A 21,410-nucleotide genomic window follows, 5' to 3' on the forward strand; every position below is an offset into this window, starting at 1 on the left:
AAGGACTTCTTTTTTGTTATCATTTTCTTTACATATAACTTTTCTATTTCAATATACAACTGCGCTAACTGAATATAAGAATGATAATTATTCGGTTTCTTTATAATGAACGAATATCTCTCCATAAAATTAACTGGTTGTACTTCCAATTTACTCGTGAAATCTTCCATTTCATCCAAACTATGAACAGGTTGCTCATTTAGCCAATATACAATTGATAACAAATGCGCTGCAAAAAGAATCATCGGACCTTCAGCTTCTTGTTTCTTTCTGTTTCGAAATAATGTGGCAATGTCTTCATGCTTATTTTTCCATACATTCAACATTACCGGAATACTGTTTTCAATTTCATTCCACGGTTCGTATTGTCTTTCTATATCAAATATAAAGTAAGTACATTGTATGATTTCTTCAAAAGACTGTTCTGTATGATACTCAATTGAATTTACACTTTCTTCAAAAAATGGTAAGTACCGAAATTCTCTCGGTACTTCTATAACTCGCTCCATCCTTTATTTCCCCTTCATTCGCTTCTTTCCTTCTCGACACACTTCTAGCAATGGACACTCTTCACACTGTGGTCGCTGTGCTTTACAGTGATAACGTCCAAAGAAAATCAAACGGTGATGTGTAACGCCCCATTCATCCATCGGAATTTTCTTCATTAATGTTTTTTCGACTTCTAATACAGAGTCTTTCCATCTACAAATCGCTAATCGTTTGCTCACCCGCTCTACATGCGTATCGACAGCAATTGCCGGTATTCCAAAAGCTACCGATACTACAACATTCGCTGTCTTCCGTCCTACACCTGGTAACTTCGTAAGCTCATCTCGATCTTTCGGCACTTCCCCATTGTAATCATCTAATAACATCCGGCACAATTTTTGAATGTTTTTCGCTTTATTTCTATACAATCCAATAGAACGTATATCTTGTTGTAATTCTTCCAGAGAAACACTTAAATAATCTTCTGGTGTTTTATATTTTTGAAATAAATTTTTCGTCACTTTATTTACAAGTGCATCTGTACATTGTGCAGATAATGCTACCGCTATTACTAGTTCAAACGGATTATCATGAATTAATTCGCAATGTGCTTCTGGATACATATCCGCCATTGTGTCTAAACAATAGCGGATTTGCGTTTTATTTAACATATACTTCCTCCTACATTACTGCTCCAACCAATTATAAAAAGGCACTTTTCCAGTAAATTTCGTCTCTTGTTTTGTCGTTTGCTGCGTTCGTTGTTGATTTGCTCTAAATTTTCGCCCTTGATTTTGGGCTTGATCTACTGTTTTAATACCATTCTTTTTCCACTCAAATAAAATGCGATCAATATATCGGAAATTAAGCTTACCACTCATTACAGCTTCCCTGAGGGCCGCTTGAATTAAATTCGGATGATGTTGATCTTGATCTTCCCACATTCCCAACGTTTCACATTCAAATGGAGAAAGTGGTCTTCCAAATTCTTTTTCAAATACTGTATATAAATTTACTTGCAGTTGTTTTATTTCTTTTTGTTCTTCTTCTATTGATTCATTCATTAAGAAATGCAATATTTTTTCCCATAGTGGTTGTAAAGAATAACTTTCACACATCATCGCTTCTGATCTTTGTCCACCTTCTAGTGATAAAAAACCTTTTTGAATCAATGTCTGAATCACTTCCATACATTTCATTTCAGTAATCGTCATCCGTTCTGAAATCTCTGACGGAGTCGGAAACGAATTGCCTGATTCTAAAAATGTGTGTACATGAAGTACAACCATAAATTCCGTTTCATTTAACCCTAATTTTTTATAATGCATCATAAGTAATTTTGGAATTGCAATGCTTCCCTGTTCAAACCACTGTAACATCATTTTCTTTTTCATCACCAAACACCTCGCTCTCTAGTATAACACACCTTTCGCTATTTCTTTTTGCCACAATTCGTCAAAAAAACCTCCCTATTATGTAGGAAGGTTTTTTGTATTGCGTTAATAAAATATACAATTAAGCTTGCACTTTACTTTTCATAAACGTATGAATACGTTCTAATGCTTTCTCTACTTGTTCAAGAGATGTCGCATATGATAAACGAACGTTGTTTGGAGCACCAAATCCTGTACCTGGTACAAGAGCCACTTTTTCCTCTTCTAATAGAGCTTTTGCCCAATCATCAACAGTTTCGTATCCTGATAAAGCTACTGCTTCTTTTACATTAGGGAATAAGTAAAATGCGCCTTGTGGTTTAATGCAAGTAAAGCCAGGGATTTGAATTAATTTATCATAAATAATGTTTAATCTCTCTTCAAATGCTTGACGCATTGTTTCTACAGGTTCTTGTGAGCCTGCATATGCCGCGATTGCGCCGTATTGAGCGATTGAAGTAGGGTTTGACGTACTATGACTTGCTAAGTTCGTCATCGCTTTAATAAGCTGCTTATTTCCTGCTGCATATCCAATACGCCATCCCGTCATAGAATGAGATTTAGATACACCATTAATAATAAGTGTTTGTTCTTTTAATGCATTAGAAAGCTGGGCAACCGAAGTATATTCTGCTCCACTATAAATTAATTTTTCATAAATTTCATCTGAAACGATTAAAATATCATGTTCTAAACATACTTCTCCAAGCTGTTGTAATTCTTCTTTGCTGTAAATCATTCCTGTTGGATTACTCGGTGAATTAATAATAACTGCTTTCGTTTTCTCTGTAATTGCCTCACGCAGCTGCTTCGCTGTAATTTTGTATTCATTGTCTTCAAGGCCTTCTACATAAACTGGCTTACCACCAGCAAGCTTTACTTGTTCCGGATAACTTACCCAGTATGGCGTAGGGATGATAACTTCATCTCCTTCATCAAGTAACACTTGGAATAATGTATATAATGCATGCTTTGCACCGTTACATACAATAATTTCAGACGGATCATACGCAATTCCTTGATCGCGAGTAAACTTCTTCACAATTTCTTGTTTTAACGCTTGTAATCCACCTGTTGGTGTATACTTCGTATGTCCTTCTAACATCGCTTTATGTGCAGCATTCATAATATGTTCTGGCGTATTAAAGTCAGGTTCTCCTGCACCTAATCCAATTACATCATGACCTTCTGCTTTTAATGCTTGTGCCTTTGCTGTAATTTCTAAAGTTGCAGATGGTGTTAAAGCAGCTACTCGCTTTGCTAATTTCATTTGTAGTTCCCCCTACATCTATTTTTCAATGCTATATCGTTTTAAAAACTGACCATCTTGAAATGAAAGATTGTAGTAAATATAACGATTGTCATCATCAATATATGTAACTTCCCATAGTGGTATATTATTTTCAACGCCTAATTTTACTTTTAAAATTTCTTTAGGCTTACTTTTGGGCTCTTTACTTTCATATCCGACTTGTTCAATCGTTCTTTGTAAAGCATCTTTTTCAGAGATACCTTCGCTCTTTTTTCTTACTATTGTTTCCCCTTTTTTCTCAGGCACCCAAACAATAAGTTGCTCTCCTTTTTCATCTGTACCTTGTACGACTGTATATGAAGATTCTCCGTTATAATAATCCACAGATTTTACTTTTGTAAGCTTTGCTTTTTCTTTTGCAATTTCTACAGATTTTGCCTCTTTAGGGATTTTCTTTTCCATTGCTTTATTATAAACATACGCCCCATATATTCCGCTAGCAACGATTACGATAATGATTGTAAAGATCCACTTTTTCATTTTATCACTACGTTCTGTAAATCGTAAATACAGCTGTTTCTTTATCTTTTTCGTCTAATGCTAATCCGAACATGAGGTCCTGCTCTTTTAACGTACGATTCAAACTATCAACGATTTTATACAAGTCAGACGAATATTTAATACGCGTCGTTGATAGGACTTCGATTTTCTTATCCATGAAAAAACTCCTCCGTTACACAAAAATTTCTAATTATAGAAGAACGCAATGCGGTTACAATAAGAGTACATTCTTTACAACCCCTGCTTCATCACCCATCTATTATAGCAGGACATGTACTGCAAAAAAAGGTTTCAAGTCGAAAACCAATACATTTTGTATACAAGAAGTAAGAAAAATAAAATTCCTCCTACCCACATTTTTTACGCCTGAAGTTTAAATGTACTTCAGGCGTATTTTTCTTCCAATTTTATTCAGTTGGCCGTTCTCTTAATTGTTCTAACAATTCCTCTAAAGGGCCTTCATAAAGCGGGACAGTTGGGATTGATTGTAAAAAACGTTTCCCATAAGAAGCACTTGTCAAACGACGGTCTAATACAAATACCGTTCCGGTATCTGTACTTGTTCTAATGAGACGACCAAATCCTTGTTTGAAACGCAGTATTGCTTGCGGGAGTGCTAACTTAGCGAATACGTCTTCTCCTTGATTTTTTAACCACTCTCCTTTTGCTTCTATCATCGGTTGATGAGGAGGCGTAAAGGGAAGGCGGACAATAACAAGACAGCTAAGGGCATCTCCAGGTATATCGATCCCTTCCCAAAAACTGCTTGTTCCTAACAAAATCGATTTGTCGAACTCTTGAAACTTACGAATGAGACGACTTCGGCTCTTATTATTCACACTTTGTGTTAATAATAAATACCCTTCTAATTCCTCATCATTTTTCAAATTCGTATACGCTTCTTTCAACATTTCATACGAGGTGAATAAGACGAGCATTCTACCTTTTGTAGCTTTCGCTATTTTTGCAATATGTGCCGATACAGATTCAATATATTCTTCATTACTTGCTTTCTTAATAAAAGGCACATCCGTTGAAACCATTAACTTCATCTGTTCTTCAAAACGGAATGGTGACGGAACCTGTAATGTATTAGGAGCAAAATCATGTAAACCTAGCTCTTCTTTTATATAGTCAAATGAATCATTTACTGTTAACGTTGCTGATGTGAAAATAACACTCTTTTTCTGTGTTAAAAATTCATCAGCAAATCTTTCACCAATATGAACAGGTTGCCCATATAAAACAGTTGAATGAATTGTTCCCTTCGTTTCAGTTTCCATCCATGTCACATATGAATTTTTTTCTAAAATGAGTAATTGTAAAGATTGTGCCATCTTTCTCAACAACTCAATTAAATGTATAAATTCACCTGTAACAACATGCATCTCCCACTCTAATTTACTTTGCAATATTTCAACTTGCTTCTCAAGTGTAGTTAATAATTTTCTTACATCATATACAAAACGATTTGTTAACTCGGTAATGCTATCCCATAACTTACCTTTCTCTACTTCCGTGTTATATCGATAAATGAGTGGCATATTGCTTATCCCTTGTTCCTGCTTTGTTTGTTTAAAGATGAATGCACGTAACATTTGGAATAGCTCATCCGCATCAAATTTCAATTCCTTCAAACTATGACTTACCATACGGAAAGTCGAACGGGAGGCTTGTTCTGTTTTTTTCATCATTTTATATACTTTAGAAAGTACCTCATCTGTTTCTAGCGTACCGAGACGAGATAAAACTAGCTGGAAATACATACAGGAGAACTGTTCACCTAATGTTCTACTCGCCGCTTCTTCAATATGATGAGCCTCATCAAAAATAATATGTTCACACGAAGCAAACAATGGTTCTTCACTTGAAAAATCTTGAAATAATAAAGCATGATTTGTAATAACGATATCTGCAAATAATGCTTTATTCTTTGCTCGTTGATAAAAACAACGACTAAACCAGTTGCTTTGCATCCCGCCCGGACTATGTACATCACTACAAATACGGTTCCAAAGTAACTTTCCGCCCTCAGGAATATTTAATTCATCCCGATCGCCAGTTTCCGTTTGCAATAACCACACTAAAATTTTTGCCTTTGTGAGCGCCATATCATAATTTTTCTCTTCCTCTTGCAAAGCATATTCAAATTTATGTAGGCAAAGATAATGCTTTCTTCCCTTCAAAAGAGCTACTTCAAATGAAAATGGCATTATTTTCTGTAATAATGGAATTTCTTTTTCTAGTATTTGTTGTTGCAGTTGTACAGTTTGGGTACTTATTATGACAGGTTCTTCTTTTTTCTTTGCAAAATAAATACTTGGAAGTAAATATGCAAGAGTCTTCCCTGTTCCTGTTCCTGCTTCAATTAGGGAAAACCTAGAATCTCTTAGTGCTGTATATATTTCCTTCATCATAATTTGTTGGCTTTCTCTTTTTTCAAACTTTGGCATATTCAATGCAAGTTTATCGATTGTCTTATGCAAAAAAGCATCAAATTTAGATGAACATGTTTCACTGAGATTTAAAGAATAATTCCGTTTTCGAAGTGCAATATTTCGATACACTTCATATCCCTCTACTTCTTTTTTACCATGCATCATTTTCTTTAAAATATTTTCAGAAAGTACATCCGCTATATCACTTTGAAAAACATCACTCAATTCATAAAGTGATTGCAAGGTGACAAGTGGTAACTTCTCAATTTCATTTAAAAATTGTAAAAACAATTCCGCTGTTGCAAGAGCATCACTATCCGCACGATGCGGTTGATCGTGCTCTAGTTCATGCTGTTTAGCTAAATCACGTAATTTATAGCTATCAGCCGTCGGCAATAGAATTTGCGCCAACTCAACTGTATCAACTTTTGGACAATGTACTTCTGTATATCCAGCCTGCCTTAATTCTTCCGTTAAAAAATTCCAATCAAAGTGAACGTTATGTGCAACGAAAGCTGCACCTTGTAATAGCTCAACAACCATCGGGGCTACATCTTGAAATAACGGGGCTTGCTTAACCATACCCTCATCAATCCCTGTTAGTTCTGTAATAAATGGTGGAATCTCTCTCTTCGGATTAATAAAAGATGAAAAAATCTCTAATATCTCTCCATCTTCCACTACAACAGCTGCAATTTGGGTAATTTTATCCTTCCCATCCTTCCAGGAGTTCCCTGTCGTCTCTAAATCCACAACGACATAACGCTTACTCATATATGTAACACCTCAATTTCTTACCTATCAAACACAAAATTATATAATGTTACTATACCACGTTTTATCTCATCTTAATGAAAAGATGCACAAAAAAGCTATCCCTGTAATAGAGATAGCCTTCCTACTTATAATATCGTACCCGCTTTTTCAGCACCTAACATTTCAATAATTTGATTATTATCGTCTAATACTGCAATTTTCGGCTCTTGTTTATGAATATTTTCTTCTGTCACTAAACCGTAGCAAATAATAATAACTTTATCCCCTGGCTGTACAAGCCTTGCAGCTGCACCATTTAAGCAAACAACACCGCTACCGCGCTCTCCTTTAATAACATATGTCTCTAAGCGAGCACCATTATTGTTATTTACAATTTGTACTTTTTCATTTTCTACAATATTTACTGCATCCATTAAATCTTCATCAATTGTAATACTACCTACATAATTTAAATTTGCTTCTGTTACTGTTGCACGATGTAACTTCGCTCTCATCATTGTGCGAAACATAGATGCTCCCCCTTATTTTACCGTTAATGTTATATTGTCAATTAATCGTACATTCTCAAATTTAACTGCAATCGCTAAAATGATTCGTCCTTCAATTTTATCCATTACTTGTAATGAAGGATAGGCATATAAATCAGCATAATCTACGGTGCCTTTCGTATACCTCTCAATATACTCTTTCACAAGAGTTGTAATGATTTCTGAATTACGTTCGCCTGCCTCAATGCTTTCTTTCGCTATACATAGACTGCGGTATAAATGAGGAGCCTCTTCACGCTCCTCTTGTGATAAATACACGTTACGAGAACTTTTCGCTAATCCATCTTTTTCCCTTACAATATCAACTGGTACGATGGTAACCGGAATATTAAAATCAGCGACAAATCCTTCAATGACAGCAACCTGCTGTGCATCTTTCATACCGAAATAAGCACGCGTTGGCAATGTAATATTAAATAGTTTCATTAATACAGTCGCAACACCAGCGAAATGACCAGGTCTTTGTTTACCGCATAATACATCGGTACGCTTCACAACTTCTACTGTTGTCGTTTGTTCTACTGGATACATTTCTCCTACGCTCGGATAGAATAAATAATCTACACCGTTTTCTTTTGCTACATTTTCATCTCTATCAATATCACGAGGGTATCGATCTAAATCTTCATTCGGCCCAAACTGTAGCGGGTTGACAAACACGCTTAAAACTACAGTTTCATTTTCTTCTCTTGCCTTACGTAATAAAGTCGCATGTCCTTCATGCAAATAGCCCATCGTCGGAACAAAGCCAATACTTTTTCCATTTGTACGAAGTTTGTTTGTAATTTGCTGCATCTCTTGCACTGTAGTTACGATTTTCATTATTGTTTTCCTCCGTATAACGCTAAGCATTCTTCCTCTTTCATTGTGAATGAATGTTTTTCTTCTGGAAATTGCCCTGTCTTTACTTCAGCAACATATTGAGAAATCCCGCGTACAATCTCCTCTTGAACAGACGTATATTGCTTCACAAATTTTGGAACACGATTTACGCCGTATGAGATAAGATCATGATAAACAAGTACTTGCCCATCCACTTTTTGTCCTGCTCCAATTCCAATCGTTGGAATCGTTAGTTGCTTCGAAATTAATTCTGCTAGCTGCATTGGCACACATTCTAATACAAGTGCTATCGCACCAGCTTCCTCACATTTCTTCGCATCTTCTATTAATTTTTTTGCACTTTCAGCATCTTTTCCTTGTACTTTATACCCACCTAGTACTCCTACAGATTGAGGAGTTAAGCCTAAGTGTGCCACTACAGGAATTCCCGCACTCGTCAAGTAATGAATAGTTGATATCACTTCTCCTGCACCTTCTACCTTCAGTGCATGAGCACCACTCTCTTGAACAATGCGGCGTGCATTCACCATCGTATCTTGTAACGACACATGATACGACATAAATGGCATATCAGTTACAATAAACGTCTCTTTCGCTCCTCGGCGTACAGCTTTCGTATGATGAATCATATCCTCTACTGTTACGGGTACTGTCGAATCGTAGCCAAGTACAACCATCCCAAGAGAATCTCCAACTAGAATCATATCAACTTCAGCTTCTTCTGCTAATTTGGCAGATGGATAATCATACGCCGTTAGCATTGTAATCGGCTCACCTTGCTCTTTCATTTTCAAAAAATCTGTTTTCGTTTTCAAAAACTACTCCTCCTTTATACAGGAGAGAGGAGATGGCCGAAATCATATAAAAAACCCCTCTGGCCATAAAAGGGCAGAAGGGTTGTGTGTTAGTCGGCATTATTCATCCCTCTGTCCCAGTCCGTTATTGGATCAAGGCAGAATCCAAGTTATTATTTTTTGTATTGCATCGAATCATGGTGCAGTTCGCTCTGATACTGCCCACATTCGAACTAATTATAGCAAACTCTGAAAAGAAATTACTACATTTTTTTGAAAAAATAATTTTTATCCTTATTACGGTATGTGAAATTTCATATATAACTCAAACATAGAAAGATAAACACCTTTTTAAATGCATAGTATAACTCTTAAAATAATGATGCAGGTTAATTGAGGACACATACTTACAAAAGGAGAATTGCGAATGTCTATAAACAAATGGTTCTTTCGATTCATCAGTTTGCTTGTGATGATTGTATGGATGATAACTTTTAGCTCCTTCCATGCATATGCCTCAGTTAACACCGTAACACAACCTATCGATTCAACGAAAGTAATTGAGGTCGAACTAAACGATGATTACTTTCGTCCAAACGTCATCACGATTCCAATTAAAGAATCAACAACATTGTTATTAAAAAACAAAGGTAAGAATGAACATACCTTTACAGTAAAAAAACTCGATATTGATGTCGTAGTCGAGTCGGGAAAAGAAAAAAGCATTACTGTAAACCCTAAAAGTACCGGTACATATGAATTAATATGTCGGTACCATCTCCTGAAAGGGATGGATGGCAAAATAATCGTCAAATAATAAATATAGGCAACCAAACGATATTCAAAAATGGATTACCATATTGCAAACGCAGCTCAAAAATATTGTAATAAAAAAGAAGTTCCAAAGGAGGAACTTCTTTTACTTAATTTCGATATCCGCAGAATGAATGTGATGTATCTTTCCTTCATGGTCCTCTAGAAGCAATACACCCTCTTCTGTAATTCCTTTTGCTAGCCCTGTAAGCGACTGTCTCATCGTTCGAGCTGTAATTTCTTTCCCGATACTCACAGCGTAACTTTCCCAAAGAATTTTAATGACAGAGAAACCGTTTTGTAAATATTCTTCATATAGTTTTTCTAGTTGTAAAAAGATTTGTTGCATAAGTTCTGCACGAACAATTGGCTTACCTAATTCAATTGCTAAAGAAGTAGCAATATGCTGAATTTCCTCATCAAAATGTTCTTCTTTTTGATTCGCATTAATACCAATGCCCATAATGACAGCATTGATTTTATCAGGATCAGCCTGCATTTCTGTTAATATACCTACAGCCTTTTTCCCTTGAATTAAAATATCATTCGGCCATTTTATTCCTACATTTACACCTGTGCACTTTTCAATTGCTTGCGCAACGCTAACAGCCGCTAACAAAGTAAGTTGTGGTGCATGATGAACCGGAATTGATGGACGTAAAATAATACTCATCCAAATTCCTGTCCCTTTTGGTGAATGCCATTTTCTGCTTAAACGACCTCTACCCGCTGTTTGTTCTTCTGCCACAACAATTGTTCCTTCTTCTGCACCTTCATAAGCAAGTTTTGCTGCAATATGCTGCGTAGATTCAACAGACTCTTCAAAATACACTGTTCTACCAATGTGTTTCGTTTGTAATCCTAACTGAATTTCATTCGCAGTCACTTTGTCCGGCTTACTCGCAATTCGATAACCTAATCGACGTACAGCTTCAAGTTCGTAGCCCTCATTACGAAGGTCCTCCATATGTTTCCACACAGCGGTTCTCGAGCAACCAAGTTTATCACTAATCGTTTGGCCAGATACAAACTCGCCATCCGCTTCAGAAAAAACTTGCAATAACTGCTTTCTTATAGTAGATTGCATTCTTGCAGCCACTCCCTTATACACTCTTTCTCATTAACTACGTTTCCTTGTACGATTGCTTCTTCAATCTTTTGAATCATTTCAGCAACCCACGGACCAGGCTTTTTATTTGCCCAGTTTAACAAATCATTCCCAGTCACATTCATTTCTTGTCGACTCTTGATTGGCAATGCTTGAAACAACGTTTGTACCCGTTTAACAGATGTACTATCATAGCTTTCAATCATCGCTTCATATACTCTTTCTGCCATTTCAGCGATATGAACTCCCGTTTTATAAAGAAGAACTGTATCCCAATCCTTCTCCTTTCTTGTACGGATTGTTAATAAAACTGCGACGATATCTTTTATTTTTTTATTCGAAAACTTCCATTGACGTAAAAAGACAGATGGATGCTCTTCTCCGATACAATATAAGAAAAATGCCCATGCCTCAATATCTGTTTCAAAAAAATCCCAGTTATACTGCGTAGCTTTTAACAATCTCTCTTCTGACATTTGTAAATATGGTAGATGAGAAAATAGCTTCGTTTCTACTAATTCCTGTAAGCCCTTCACGCAATATGTACCAGTTAACAGTTTCTCAAACTCCACTGTAATTCGTTCAATCGCTATATGTTCTAGTAAATGTCCATATGTTTCAATTGCTTGCTTCGTTTTTGTTTCTAAAGAAAATCCTAACGTACTTACAAACCGAATACCACGCATCATTCGCAGGGCATCTTCTTGAAAGCGATCTGCAGCATTTCCAACTGTCATAATTTCTCTCTTTTGAATCGCTTCCTGTCCGGCAAATAAGTCCACCATTTCGCCTTCTTCTGTCATAGCAATTGCATTCATTGTAAAATCACGACGTTTTAAATCCTCTTCTAATGAACGAACAAATTGAACACTACTAGGTCTTCGAAAATCTTCATATTCGCTTTCTGTTCGAAAAGTGGTTACCTCATACGGCTCACCATTTTCTACAACAATTACAGTTCCATGCTCAAGACCAACAGGCACATGTCTTGGAAATATAGCCATCACTTCCTCTGGTAAAGCAGATGTCGCAATATCAATATCTCCAATTGGCCTATCGATAATGAGATCTCTTACACTCCCACCAACAAAGTAAGCCTCATGTCCTTGTTGCTTTAATGTCTCAATAATAGAACTAGCTTTTTTAAATCTTTCCATTTTTGTCATCCCTTAGCACATCATAGTAAATCGTTTCATATTGTGAGACGATTTTTTCCGAGCGGAACTGCTCGTAAACACTTTCTCTTGCCCGCTCTCCCATATTACGGTGAAGTTCCTCATTCTTTAATAGCTGAATTGCTTGATTGGCCACTCCCGTTGCATCGCCAAATTCACATAAATACCCTGTTTCACCATGTTGAATGACTTCTGGAATACCTCCAACCCTTGTTCCAATACAAGGTACACCACACGCCATCGCTTCTAATAAAACAAGACCAAAACTTTCCTTCTCCGATAGAAGCAACATTAAATCACTCATCGCAAGTAGTTCTGCAACATTATCTTGCTTTCCTAGGAATAAGACGCGATCTTCAATATGTAAATTCTTCACTAACTGTAAAATCGTACAAAACTCTGGTCCATCCCCAACAAGAAGCAACTTCGCATCTACTTCTGTAACAATTTTAGCAAATGCCTGAACAACATCCTGCACACGTTTCACTTTACGGAAATTTGAAATGTGAATTAGTATCTTTTCATTCTCACTTATACCGTATTCTTTCTTTAATTGAGACATATCACGCTTGAAATATACACGTTCGTCTATAAAGTTATATACTGTTTGAATTTCTTTATTTGGTTTAACAAGCTCATGCGTTTCGTTAATTAATGAATGCGAGACAGCAGTAACAACATCAGATTGCTCAATACCAAAACGAATTAAATTATTTAAAGACGGGTCGGAACCTAACACAGTAATATCTGTTCCATGCAAGGTTGTAACAATTTTAATACGCTCTCCAATCATTTGTTTTGCTAAATAAGCACAAATGGCATGTGGTATTGCGTAATGCACATGTAAAATGTCTAGGTTTTCTCTTTGTGCAACCTCTGCCATTTTACTCGCTAATGCTAAATCGTAAGGTGGATATTGAAATACAGAGTATTGATTTACCGTCACTTCATGAAAATAAATGTTTGGATACACTTTATTTAACCGGAATGGTAAACCCGATGTAATAAAATGAATTTCATGCCCGCGTTCCGCTAATTGCTTTCCTAATTCTGTTCCAACAACTCCAGAACCACCTACAGAAGGATAACATGTAATACCTATTTTTAATTTCATTTACATCCCCCTATTAAATCAGCATGTAATAAAACCGGCTTCTTACTCATAAACCCTTCGGCATATAAAACTCCAACTTCTTTTCCAAACATTTTCTCACGAGCGACCACAGTTTCAACGTAACCTTCTGTTAACGGCGTTTTCACACCATCACTCCCTGTTGAAAACTGACTTTCATACGCTTCTAATGCTTCCACTTTTTGCGATACGTATTCACTAATATCTATACAAAAATTCGGTTTATGAAAACCATTAATTATATAATGATAAAAAGAATCCACACGATGTGGTGGAAGCTCTGGCATATATTTACGGATTCCAGCTGAAAAAATAGCTTCTTCCACAAGCTTTGCACAATTTGCATGATCTGGATGACGATCTTCATAATACGGCGCAAAAACTAGTTTTGGTTTATATGTACGAATTACCTTTACAATTTCACGTATATACTCTTCTTTCATATACAAACCACGGTCTGGCATCGCTAAATTTAGTCTCGTTTTTACTCCCATTATACGAGCTGCGGCCTTTGCTTCTTCCTTTCTCAACTCTATCGTTCCATTAGAAGAAAGATCCGCTTCTGTTAAATCACAAATACCTACTTCATACCCTTGCTTCGTATATTTAGCAATGGTACCAGCCATGCCGATTTCAACATCATCGGCATGAGCACCAAACGCTAATATATGTAATCCACTCATAATTGTTCCCCTCATTTTCTTAACTTGCGGTAATCTAAATCTCCTCGCTCTAATGCGTGCATTAACATTTCAGCACTTGCCATATTCGTTGCAAGTGGAATTGCATATACATCACATAAACGAAGCAATGCATTCACATCCGGTTCATGCGGCTGTGCTGTTAATGGATCGCGGAAGAAAATTACCATGTCTAAATCATTTTTCGCAATCATTGCACCAATTTCTTGATCGCCGCCAAGAGGACCTGACTGATATCTAGTTACAACTAAACCAGTTGCCTCCATAATACGAAGTCCTGTCGTTCCTGTTGCAAATAATTCATGCCTTTCAAAAATTGGTTTATATGCATACGCAAACGAAACCATATCATTTTTCTTTTTGTCATGTGCGATTAAGGCAATTTTCATCCGTTGTCTCCCCTTTAGTCGATAATATTTTCTAAACCGTACACAAGATGATCTAGATTCATTACTGTATCAATTGATAGTTTTACACCCGACATAAATGATGCACGATTGAATGAATCATGACGAACCGTTAACATTTGTCCATCTCCACCAAACATTACTTCTTGATGCGCAATAAGTCCTGGTAAACGTACACTATGAATGTGAATGCCGTCTACATTTGCACCACGAGCACCTTCTAGTTGCTCTACTTCATTTGGATGACCTTGCTGCTTGGATTCACGATTTTGACGAATCAATTCCACTGTTTTTACAGCTGTACCAGATGGCGCATCTAATTTTTGGTCATGATGCAATTCAATTACTTCAACATCTTGGAAGTACTTCGCTGCCATTTGTGAGAATTTCATCATAAGAACTGCACCAATTGCAAAGTTTGGAGCGATAATTGTTCCTACTGCTTTTTCTTTCGCATTCTCTGTTAATTGCTTTAGTTCTTCTTCTGTAAATCCAGTTGTACCAATAACAGAACGAAGTCCACGCTCAACTGCTAGTGTAACGTGTTGTTTCCCAACTTCTGGCGTTGTTAAATCTAACAACACATCTGCTTCTACTTCCTCTAAACAAGTATGTAAATCCGCGTAAATAGGTGCATCTAACGCTGGCATTCCAGGTAAATCAGAGATTTTCTCTCCACCATGCTTATAATCCACTGCTGCTACTAAATTAAAATGTTCTGTTCTTTCCATAAGAAGAACTGCTTCATGTCCCATACGTCCTCTTGGTCCAGCGATAATTACTTTAATTTCTTTCATTATTCTTTCTCTCCCTCATCAATACGTGTCCAGCGATCTTTATCGCGAGTATTAAATTTATTCATTACAATGTTATGTGCTGTTTCTAGATCAATATTTAAACTATTTGCCATACAAATCATAACAAATAATACATCTCCAAGCTCTTCTTCAATACTACGTTCTTTTTCAGTTGTTTTCTTCGGTTTCTCACCATAATAATGATTTACCTCTCTTGCAAGCTCACCCATTTCTTCCGTTAAACGGGCCATCATTGCAAGTGGACTGAAATAACCTTCTTTAAACTGACCAATATATGCATCTACTTCTTTCTGCATATCCTTCATCGTTTTCGCTTCCATACAACTCACCTCTAATCCTTCCTCTTTCATGTTAGCCAATTCATCGCGATTTGACAAATATTATTCCCCGCCAAACACCTATTTGCGACCCTTTTTTGGATAGACTATAATGAAGTGAAACTTTCTTTTGCGGTTTTGGCAAAAGATCAGCTAAAATCAATTGTTTTTTTATAGCCTTCACTATTTTTATTAACAACTAGAAATTACTTATCATTATGTTTTACCGTTTCAGCGGAGCAATGCCATTTACATAATTAGGGGGATTTCTATATGACATCAAATTTGAAGATTCGAAATATCATTTTTATTTTAATCGGTTCCGCTATTTTTTCTTTCGGTATTGTGAATATCAATATTGAAAATCACCTTGCAGAAGGTGGATTTACCGGTATTACACTATTATTGTATTTTCTATTTAAGTTTGATCCTTCTTATTCAAACTTAATTTTAAATATCCCTATATTTTTCATTGGTTGGAAATTACTTGGAAGAACAACATTTATCTATACACTAATCGGTACCTTTAGCGTATCTTTATTTCTATGGATTTTTCAGCGTTACGAAGTTCTCAACTTACATTTAAACTTACAAAACGATATGACACTCGCGGCTTTATTTGCTGGGGCATTTATTGGTATCGGTCTTGGGATCATATTTAAATACGGCGGAACTACTGGCGGTGTAGATATTATTGCGAGACTCGCTCATAAATACGTTGGCTGGAGTATGGGGAAAACGATGTTTATGTTTGATGCTATCGTTATTATCGTCTCTATCCTTACATATTTATCATATCGCGAGGGTATGTATACGTTAGTTGCTGTTTTTATTGGGGCGAAAGTCATTGATTTTATGCAAGAAGGAGCCTATGCAGCAAAAGGAGCAACTATTATCTCAGATAAAAACGATGAAATTGCTGCCAAAATTTTGTCTGAGATGGAGCGAGGGGCAACCTTTTTAAAAGCTGTTGGATCGTATACAAAAGTGGAACGGAACGTATTATATTGCGTTGTTGCCAAAAATGAAATTGTGAAATTAAAAAACATTATTACTTCTGTAGATCCTCATGCCTTTGTTGCTGTAAGTGATGTACATGATGTAGTTGGTGAAGGTTTTACATTGGATGAAAATAAAAATCCATTACATACATAAACACAACTAGAAAAGCTCTCTAGCTTTTCTAGTTTTTTATTACATATTTTTTAAGTTTCTCTAAATCCTCATGAATAAGCTCCAATAAGCTCCGATTATAAAAAATGGAAGCTGGATGAAAGGTCGGAAAAATATGATATTCTTTCTCTGACCATGTAAACTCTGCACTTTGCATATTCTTTAATTTTTGAATGGGCTGTTTTAATAATTGCCCGTGTACATCTGTGATTTTTTTATCTTTTCCTGTTAAACGTTGAAGACCGATATTGCCAAGCGTTACGATAAGCTTCGGATTTATTTTCTCTAATTCATAATCTAACAAAGACGCATGGGCAACTACTTCTCCTTGATTTGGCGTTCTATTATACTTTTTTTGTATGATTTCACCATTTCGTTCTTTTTTCTCTCGCCATTTATAAGGTCTACTTCGAACAGCGCTCGTAATATATACTTCTTCCCTTGTAACGTGAATACGTTCTAAAAAACCCATTAATTGTTTTCCCGCCCTCCCGCTAAACGGAATCCCATTATGAATTTCTGTTTCACCAGGCGCTTCTCCTAACAACATAAATTTGGGATTTTCAGGACCTTGTCCACTTAAAAAACCTTCTAATTGATAAGGAGCACTACGCTCTTTCACTTGTTTTACTAAATGGTCTGGATATTTCATTCCCCCACCGCCTTTCCACATTACTTTTATTATTTCTATTTGCAATACATTATATAATTCAATCTACACAACAAAAAAAGACTATCAAAATTGATAGTCTTTAGTCGTCGCTACGCTGCATACCAGTATACATTAATACGAGACGTAATAATTCAAATACCGCTACAGCTGCAGCCGCTACATATGTTAATGCTGCCGCATTTAATACTTTACGAGCTTGCCCATATTCATCTGTTGATACGATACCTAATGCTTCAATTTGTTGCATTGCACGCTTTGATGCATCAAACTCAACTGGTAATGTAACAAGTTGGAACACAACACCTGCTGCCATTAAGATGATACCTAATAACAATAAGTTAGACATAGATGCAAAGGCACCAATCATAATAAATATCCAAGAAATATTCGATCCAAAGTTTGCAACTGGCACTAACGAATGACGAATACGCATAAAGTTATAATCTTTTGCATCTTGAATTGCGTGTCCTACTTCATGCGCTGCTACTGCAGTTCCAGCAACTGAATGACCGTAATAGTTATCTGTTGATAAGCGAACTGTTTTGGCAGTTGGATCATAATGGTCTGATAAATGACCTGGTGTTTCTTCAACAGCTACGTTGTACAATCCATTTTCATCCAAAATTTTCCGAGCCACTTCTGCTCCTGTCATACCTGATGTTGAATAAACTTGTGAATACTTGCTATAGGCACTACGTACTTTTGACTGTGCATACAACGGTATGATCAAAATGATCGCGAAGTAAATTAAATAAAACATCATGAATCTCTGAACCTCCATTGAAGTTTTAATTATAGTACTTCTCATTCTATTTTCTTCTGCCATCATTGTCAATGAATAAACCTTACAATCCGTATCTTTATTTATTACATTATCTATTCTTAGAGTGTGCATTACTTTTTCTTTTTTCTCTCTCCCCTTTATACTTTCTCCACCCAACGTAAGTCAATGTGAATAAAATAAGGCCTCCAGTAATTGTCATAAACCAAATGAGAGAGGGTGCAATTTCATCTTTTTTTACTGTGTGAAATATTTTTTGCAAATCCCCTTTAATGATTCCTAATTGCATTTGCCCACCTTTCGTTTTTAACATAACGTTACGAAATTCATCCAAATAAGATAAATGGGCATTTACACGCTGCACTTCGTTTTCTGGCAAGGCGATCATTAAACTTGGATAAATAATATTAAATTCATGTAAAAATGTGTTTAACGTTTGTTGAAACTGTCCCGTATCTTCTTTTTTCATCGCTTTTTCCATTTGAGAAAAGGCATCCATTACTTTTCTTTCTCTTTCCATCCAAAGTGGTTGATACTTTGATACTTGCGCATCAACCGCGAACTGCAGGGCTAACACATTATCAATTTTAACTTGTTTACTGAAATCTTCTTCCACAAGTGATTGTTTCGCCTTGTCATAAGCTAAAGAAATAACTCTAACTTGATCTGGTGTTACTTCTTGCTTCTTTTCATTCCCCTTTATTACAAACTGTTCCGAGAAATGTTGTAATACTTGTACTGCTTTTTCATCTTCATTACGCTTCACTAATTGTAATGAGTCGTCTAACAAACCTGTTAGTTCACTCCACTCTTCAGCATATATACGTAACGGAAACATTATAATTAGAAATGCTATCAATCCAATTAATGTTCTCTTCATCACGGTCCCCCCTATAACTACTAGTACAAAATATGTTAATTTGGACAAGAATAGAACAGAACTGGACCGAAAAATATATTATCGTTTTACAAACAAAAAAATTCTCTTTAAACAGAGAATTTTTCCTTTGAAATCCTTTTCTTTTTTACGAAATATTTATACAAGCTGTAACAAAGTATGCTGCCGCATAAAATAAATAATAAAATAGCACACGCAGCATGCATAAAGAATTCTTCTGGTAACATTAATATAATTGGATCCGTTTCAATATCAAACATCCAATAATCATTACTAAATAAAAGCTTATGGAATAATACAAAACTCTTTTCAAAATTAATAGCAATCGGTAACATGAGCGCTATCGGAAAGATAATTGTTAAAATCGATCCGTGTAGTAAAAACTTTTCATTTTTCTTTTTTAATAAATAAATGCCGCCTACCATTGTAATCATAATTGTCGCATACATCACATATTGAATCTTTACTAAAATATTTTTAACATCTACAAAATGAATACGACCATTTGTAGACATATCTAATGTAGGCAACTGTAATGCTCCATCATAAAACGGCGATAAATATGTGATAAGCACATCATAATTTCTCTTAATGTCATCTTTCGTCATATCAGCTAAATCTGGAATATTTAAAAAATCAATTTCAAAATAATATAGCCATTTTCCGTATACAACCGCCGTTGTTGCGAGTGCAAATATAGAAAATGCTATGCTATATGAAACAACTATCATAATCAATCGATCCAATATTTTTATACCACTCTTATTTTTCTTCATTTTCTCCCCCTAAATGTCCTAACTATCATAAAGAAAACTGTTTTCGGTTCTCACGTAAGCAATAATAATATGTCATACAAAGCACAGCAATGCTTAGCCAGAACGTAAAATAACCAATTTCTCCTACAAACAAATGCATAATTCCATATCTCGGCATTTGCCAAAATAAATAATCAATTGCATCGTTATGTAATGTCCATATAGCTGCTACCGCAAAATGCCATTTTTTTATACGGTAAAACGGTGCATATAGCACTGCTTGTACTGCCATCGCAAAATGTGAAAGCATTAGCATATACCCGATAAGACCAATAGGACCTTTTACATAGATCGTAACCCCATTTACAACAACAGCCCATATTCCATACTTTATTAAAGTAACAATCGCTAGCGCCTCTATTAATCCCCAATTTCTCTTTATTAAAAAAGCAATTAAAACAAAGACAAAAAAGAGACTCGCCATAGGACTATCAGGTACAAACGGCCAAAATATAGGGGAAGTTTCTTTTAATTGATTTCCATACCATATAAATCCGTAAATTGTACCTAATATGTTAACAACTAATAAAAATAATAATACGGAGCGTTGCCTTAACATTGCATACAAGTAAACCAAGCTGTATGTCCAACACCTTTCATTCTTTCATCAAACTCTACTCCATTATATAGTAAACTTTCTATCATCAAAATAAAAAGCTGACTACAAATTTTGTAGTCAGCTTTTTATTATTTTTTATTATACTTTGCAACAAATTCCGAAAGCTTCTTCAGTTCCTCATCTGTACCTTTAAATACACCTTTAGGCATGGAACCTTTTCCGTCTTTCGCAATTTTAGCAATTTCTTCTGGCTTTAAAGTTAAGTTTTGCAGTGCCGGTGCTGCTGCCCCGCCCTGTAAATTGTCACCATGACATGTTAAACAAGTATTTTTTTGCATTAATTTGTAGCCGTCATCATTTTTATCAACTGGTGCTGTTTTTACAATTGCTCCTTGTTTTTTTGCAGCTTCCCAATCGTGGTGTGCTACAGATTCCCAAGTTAAAAAGATAATCGATGCAATTGCTAAAAGCATAAATCCAGTTGCTACAGGACGCTTCAATGGGCGTCTTTCTGGTCCTCGATCAAGAAATGGGGCTAATAGTAATGCGCCAAACGCAATCCCTGGCATAATAAAAGCTCCAATTACAGTAAATGAGCCAGAAGCATAAGAATACTTTAATAACTGATACAAGAATAAGAAATACCAATCTGGAAGTGGTATATATCCGGCATCAGTTGGATCCGCCATTCTCTCAAGCGGTGACGGATGTGCCACTGTTAAACATAAATAACCGATTAAAAAAACTGCACCAACCATCCATTCTTTTAACAAGAAATTCGGCCAAAATGCTTCTGTTTTCCCTGGGTATTCAGAATAGTCTTTTGGAATATTTGGTTTCCGAGCTACTGGTACCCGAGAATCTCCTACAAACTTCATCCCTTTGCCGCGATGCATAATCTCCCT

The 21,410-nt window shown here is 35.9% G+C and carries 25 protein-coding genes; 2 read left to right on the forward strand and 23 right to left on the reverse strand.

Annotated features, from left to right (window positions below; all coding sequences use genetic code 11):
- From DN390_RS25215 to panB, 10 genes are all read right to left on the reverse strand, one after another.
- Positions 1–509, reverse strand: a 509-nt coding sequence (locus tag DN390_RS25215; protein ID WP_147808793.1) for a YpoC family protein, incomplete at its 3' end; no start/stop codon positions are given.
- Between the two features lie 3 nt (positions 510–512).
- Entirely contained in the window at positions 513–1,160 is a 648-nt protein-coding gene (gene nth, locus DN390_RS25220; protein ID WP_060630207.1) for an endonuclease III, read from the reverse strand.
- 15 nt (positions 1,161–1,175) lie between these two features.
- A complete protein-coding gene (dnaD, locus tag DN390_RS25225; RefSeq protein ID WP_060630206.1) occupies positions 1,176–1,883 on the reverse strand; it encodes a DNA replication protein DnaD in 708 nt (235 codons plus the stop codon).
- 121 nt (positions 1,884–2,004) lie between these two features.
- Positions 2,005–3,192, reverse strand: a complete 1,188-nt coding sequence (gene aspB / locus DN390_RS25230) for an aspartate transaminase AspB (RefSeq protein ID WP_147808794.1) — start codon at positions 3,190–3,192, stop codon at positions 2,005–2,007.
- Between the two features lie 18 nt (positions 3,193–3,210).
- Positions 3,211–3,714 carry a cell wall elongation regulator TseB-like domain-containing protein gene (locus tag DN390_RS25235; protein ID WP_097949083.1) on the reverse strand — a complete coding sequence of 168 codons (504 nt, stop codon included), beginning with the start codon at positions 3,712–3,714 and terminating at the stop codon, positions 3,211–3,213.
- Between the two features lie 7 nt (positions 3,715–3,721).
- The gene (locus tag DN390_RS25240; protein WP_000358352.1) at positions 3,722–3,892 is read right to left on the reverse strand and encodes a YpmA family protein; all 171 of its coding nucleotides are present in this window, start codon (positions 3,890–3,892) and stop codon (positions 3,722–3,724) included.
- Between the two features lie 250 nt (positions 3,893–4,142).
- Positions 4,143–6,947 (reverse strand): ATP-dependent DNA helicase DinG, encoded by a 2,805-nt coding sequence (dinG, locus tag DN390_RS25245; protein ID WP_147808795.1) that lies wholly within the window; start codon positions 6,945–6,947, stop codon positions 4,143–4,145.
- Between the two features lie 128 nt (positions 6,948–7,075).
- Positions 7,076–7,459, reverse strand: coding sequence for an aspartate 1-decarboxylase (gene panD / locus DN390_RS25250; protein WP_144610614.1), 384 nt, complete (start codon positions 7,457–7,459; stop codon positions 7,076–7,078).
- A 12-nt stretch (positions 7,460–7,471) separates the two neighbouring features.
- Positions 7,472–8,320 carry a pantoate--beta-alanine ligase gene (panC, locus tag DN390_RS25255; protein WP_147808796.1) on the reverse strand — a complete coding sequence of 283 codons (849 nt, stop codon included), beginning with the start codon at positions 8,318–8,320 and terminating at the stop codon, positions 7,472–7,474.
- Entirely contained in the window at positions 8,320–9,156 is an 837-nt protein-coding gene (panB, locus tag DN390_RS25260; protein WP_060630200.1) for a 3-methyl-2-oxobutanoate hydroxymethyltransferase, read from the reverse strand. The genes panC and panB overlap by 1 nt, the downstream gene beginning before the upstream one ends.
- Positions 9,157–9,562: 406 nt before the next feature.
- Here panB and DN390_RS25265 point away from each other — a divergent pair, with 406 nt between their 5' ends.
- A complete protein-coding gene (locus DN390_RS25265) occupies positions 9,563–9,952 on the forward strand; it encodes a cupredoxin domain-containing protein (RefSeq protein WP_097949087.1) in 390 nt (129 codons plus the stop codon).
- 102 nt (positions 9,953–10,054) lie between these two features.
- On the opposite strand, the gene DN390_RS25270 is transcribed toward DN390_RS25265, so the two are convergent.
- Genes DN390_RS25270 through DN390_RS25300 form a run of 7 tightly spaced genes read right to left on the reverse strand, consistent with a single transcriptional unit; the run spans position 10,055 to position 15,609 of the window.
- Positions 10,055–11,035 (reverse strand): biotin--[acetyl-CoA-carboxylase] ligase, encoded by a 981-nt coding sequence (locus DN390_RS25270; protein WP_147808797.1) that lies wholly within the window; start codon positions 11,033–11,035, stop codon positions 10,055–10,057.
- Complete coding sequence (locus DN390_RS25275; protein ID WP_147808798.1) at positions 11,020–12,213, reverse strand: CCA tRNA nucleotidyltransferase; 1,194 nt, start codon at positions 12,211–12,213, stop codon at positions 11,020–11,022. Before DN390_RS25275 ends, DN390_RS25270 begins: the two co-directional genes overlap by 16 nt.
- The gene (gene bshA / locus DN390_RS25280; RefSeq protein ID WP_060630195.1) at positions 12,200–13,345 is read right to left on the reverse strand and encodes an N-acetyl-alpha-D-glucosaminyl L-malate synthase BshA; all 1,146 of its coding nucleotides are present in this window, start codon (positions 13,343–13,345) and stop codon (positions 12,200–12,202) included. The genes DN390_RS25275 and bshA overlap by 14 nt, the downstream gene beginning before the upstream one ends.
- Positions 13,342–14,046, reverse strand: a complete 705-nt coding sequence (gene bshB1, locus DN390_RS25285) for a bacillithiol biosynthesis deacetylase BshB1 (protein WP_060630194.1) — start codon at positions 14,044–14,046, stop codon at positions 13,342–13,344. The genes bshA and bshB1 overlap by 4 nt, the downstream gene beginning before the upstream one ends.
- A gap of 11 nt (positions 14,047–14,057) precedes the next feature.
- Positions 14,058–14,453, reverse strand: coding sequence for a methylglyoxal synthase (gene mgsA, locus DN390_RS25290; RefSeq protein ID WP_060630193.1), 396 nt, complete (start codon positions 14,451–14,453; stop codon positions 14,058–14,060).
- A gap of 14 nt (positions 14,454–14,467) precedes the next feature.
- Positions 14,468–15,268: a dihydrodipicolinate reductase gene (gene dapB / locus DN390_RS25295; protein WP_000658799.1), complete on the reverse strand. Its 801-nt coding sequence runs from the start codon at positions 15,266–15,268 to the stop codon at positions 14,468–14,470.
- The gene (locus tag DN390_RS25300) at positions 15,268–15,609 is read right to left on the reverse strand and encodes a nucleotide pyrophosphohydrolase (RefSeq protein ID WP_002108639.1); all 342 of its coding nucleotides are present in this window, start codon (positions 15,607–15,609) and stop codon (positions 15,268–15,270) included. Before DN390_RS25300 ends, dapB begins: the two co-directional genes overlap by 1 nt.
- Before the next feature lie 270 nt (positions 15,610–15,879).
- On the opposite strand from DN390_RS25300, the gene DN390_RS25305 reads away from it, so the two are divergent.
- On the forward strand, positions 15,880–16,761 hold the full coding sequence (locus DN390_RS25305; RefSeq protein WP_000203305.1) for a YitT family protein: 882 nt from the start codon (positions 15,880–15,882) through the stop codon (positions 16,759–16,761).
- 28 nt (positions 16,762–16,789) lie between these two features.
- Here DN390_RS25305 and DN390_RS25310 read toward each other — a convergent pair whose 3' ends face one another.
- The 6 genes from DN390_RS25310 to qcrC form a co-directional block, all read right to left on the reverse strand.
- The gene (locus DN390_RS25310; protein WP_147808799.1) at positions 16,790–17,431 is read right to left on the reverse strand and encodes a uracil-DNA glycosylase; all 642 of its coding nucleotides are present in this window, start codon (positions 17,429–17,431) and stop codon (positions 16,790–16,792) included.
- A gap of 100 nt (positions 17,432–17,531) precedes the next feature.
- Positions 17,532–18,212: a zinc metallopeptidase gene (locus tag DN390_RS25315; RefSeq protein WP_033659816.1), complete on the reverse strand. Its 681-nt coding sequence runs from the start codon at positions 18,210–18,212 to the stop codon at positions 17,532–17,534.
- Between the two features lie 112 nt (positions 18,213–18,324).
- A complete protein-coding gene (gene ypjB / locus DN390_RS25320) occupies positions 18,325–19,113 on the reverse strand; it encodes a sporulation protein YpjB (RefSeq protein ID WP_098264999.1) in 789 nt (262 codons plus the stop codon).
- 107 nt (positions 19,114–19,220) lie between these two features.
- Positions 19,221–19,907, reverse strand: coding sequence for a lipoprotein intramolecular transacylase Lit (gene lit, locus DN390_RS25325; protein WP_097949091.1), 687 nt, complete (start codon positions 19,905–19,907; stop codon positions 19,221–19,223).
- Positions 19,908–19,932: 25 nt separating this feature from the next.
- Positions 19,933–20,523, reverse strand: coding sequence for a lipoprotein heptaprenylglyceryl N-acetyltransferase LhaT (lhaT, locus tag DN390_RS25330; RefSeq protein ID WP_110093224.1), 591 nt, complete (start codon positions 20,521–20,523; stop codon positions 19,933–19,935).
- Between the two features lie 110 nt (positions 20,524–20,633).
- Positions 20,634–21,401 (reverse strand): menaquinol-cytochrome c reductase cytochrome b/c subunit, encoded by a 768-nt coding sequence (gene qcrC / locus DN390_RS25335; RefSeq protein WP_000554601.1) that lies wholly within the window; start codon positions 21,399–21,401, stop codon positions 20,634–20,636.
- Between the last annotated feature and the right edge of the window lie 9 nt (positions 21,402–21,410).

Source organism: Bacillus sp. SH7-1 (assembly GCF_008042405.1).
Taxonomy (GTDB): domain Bacteria; phylum Bacillota; class Bacilli; order Bacillales; family Bacillaceae_G; genus Bacillus_A; species Bacillus_A thuringiensis_N.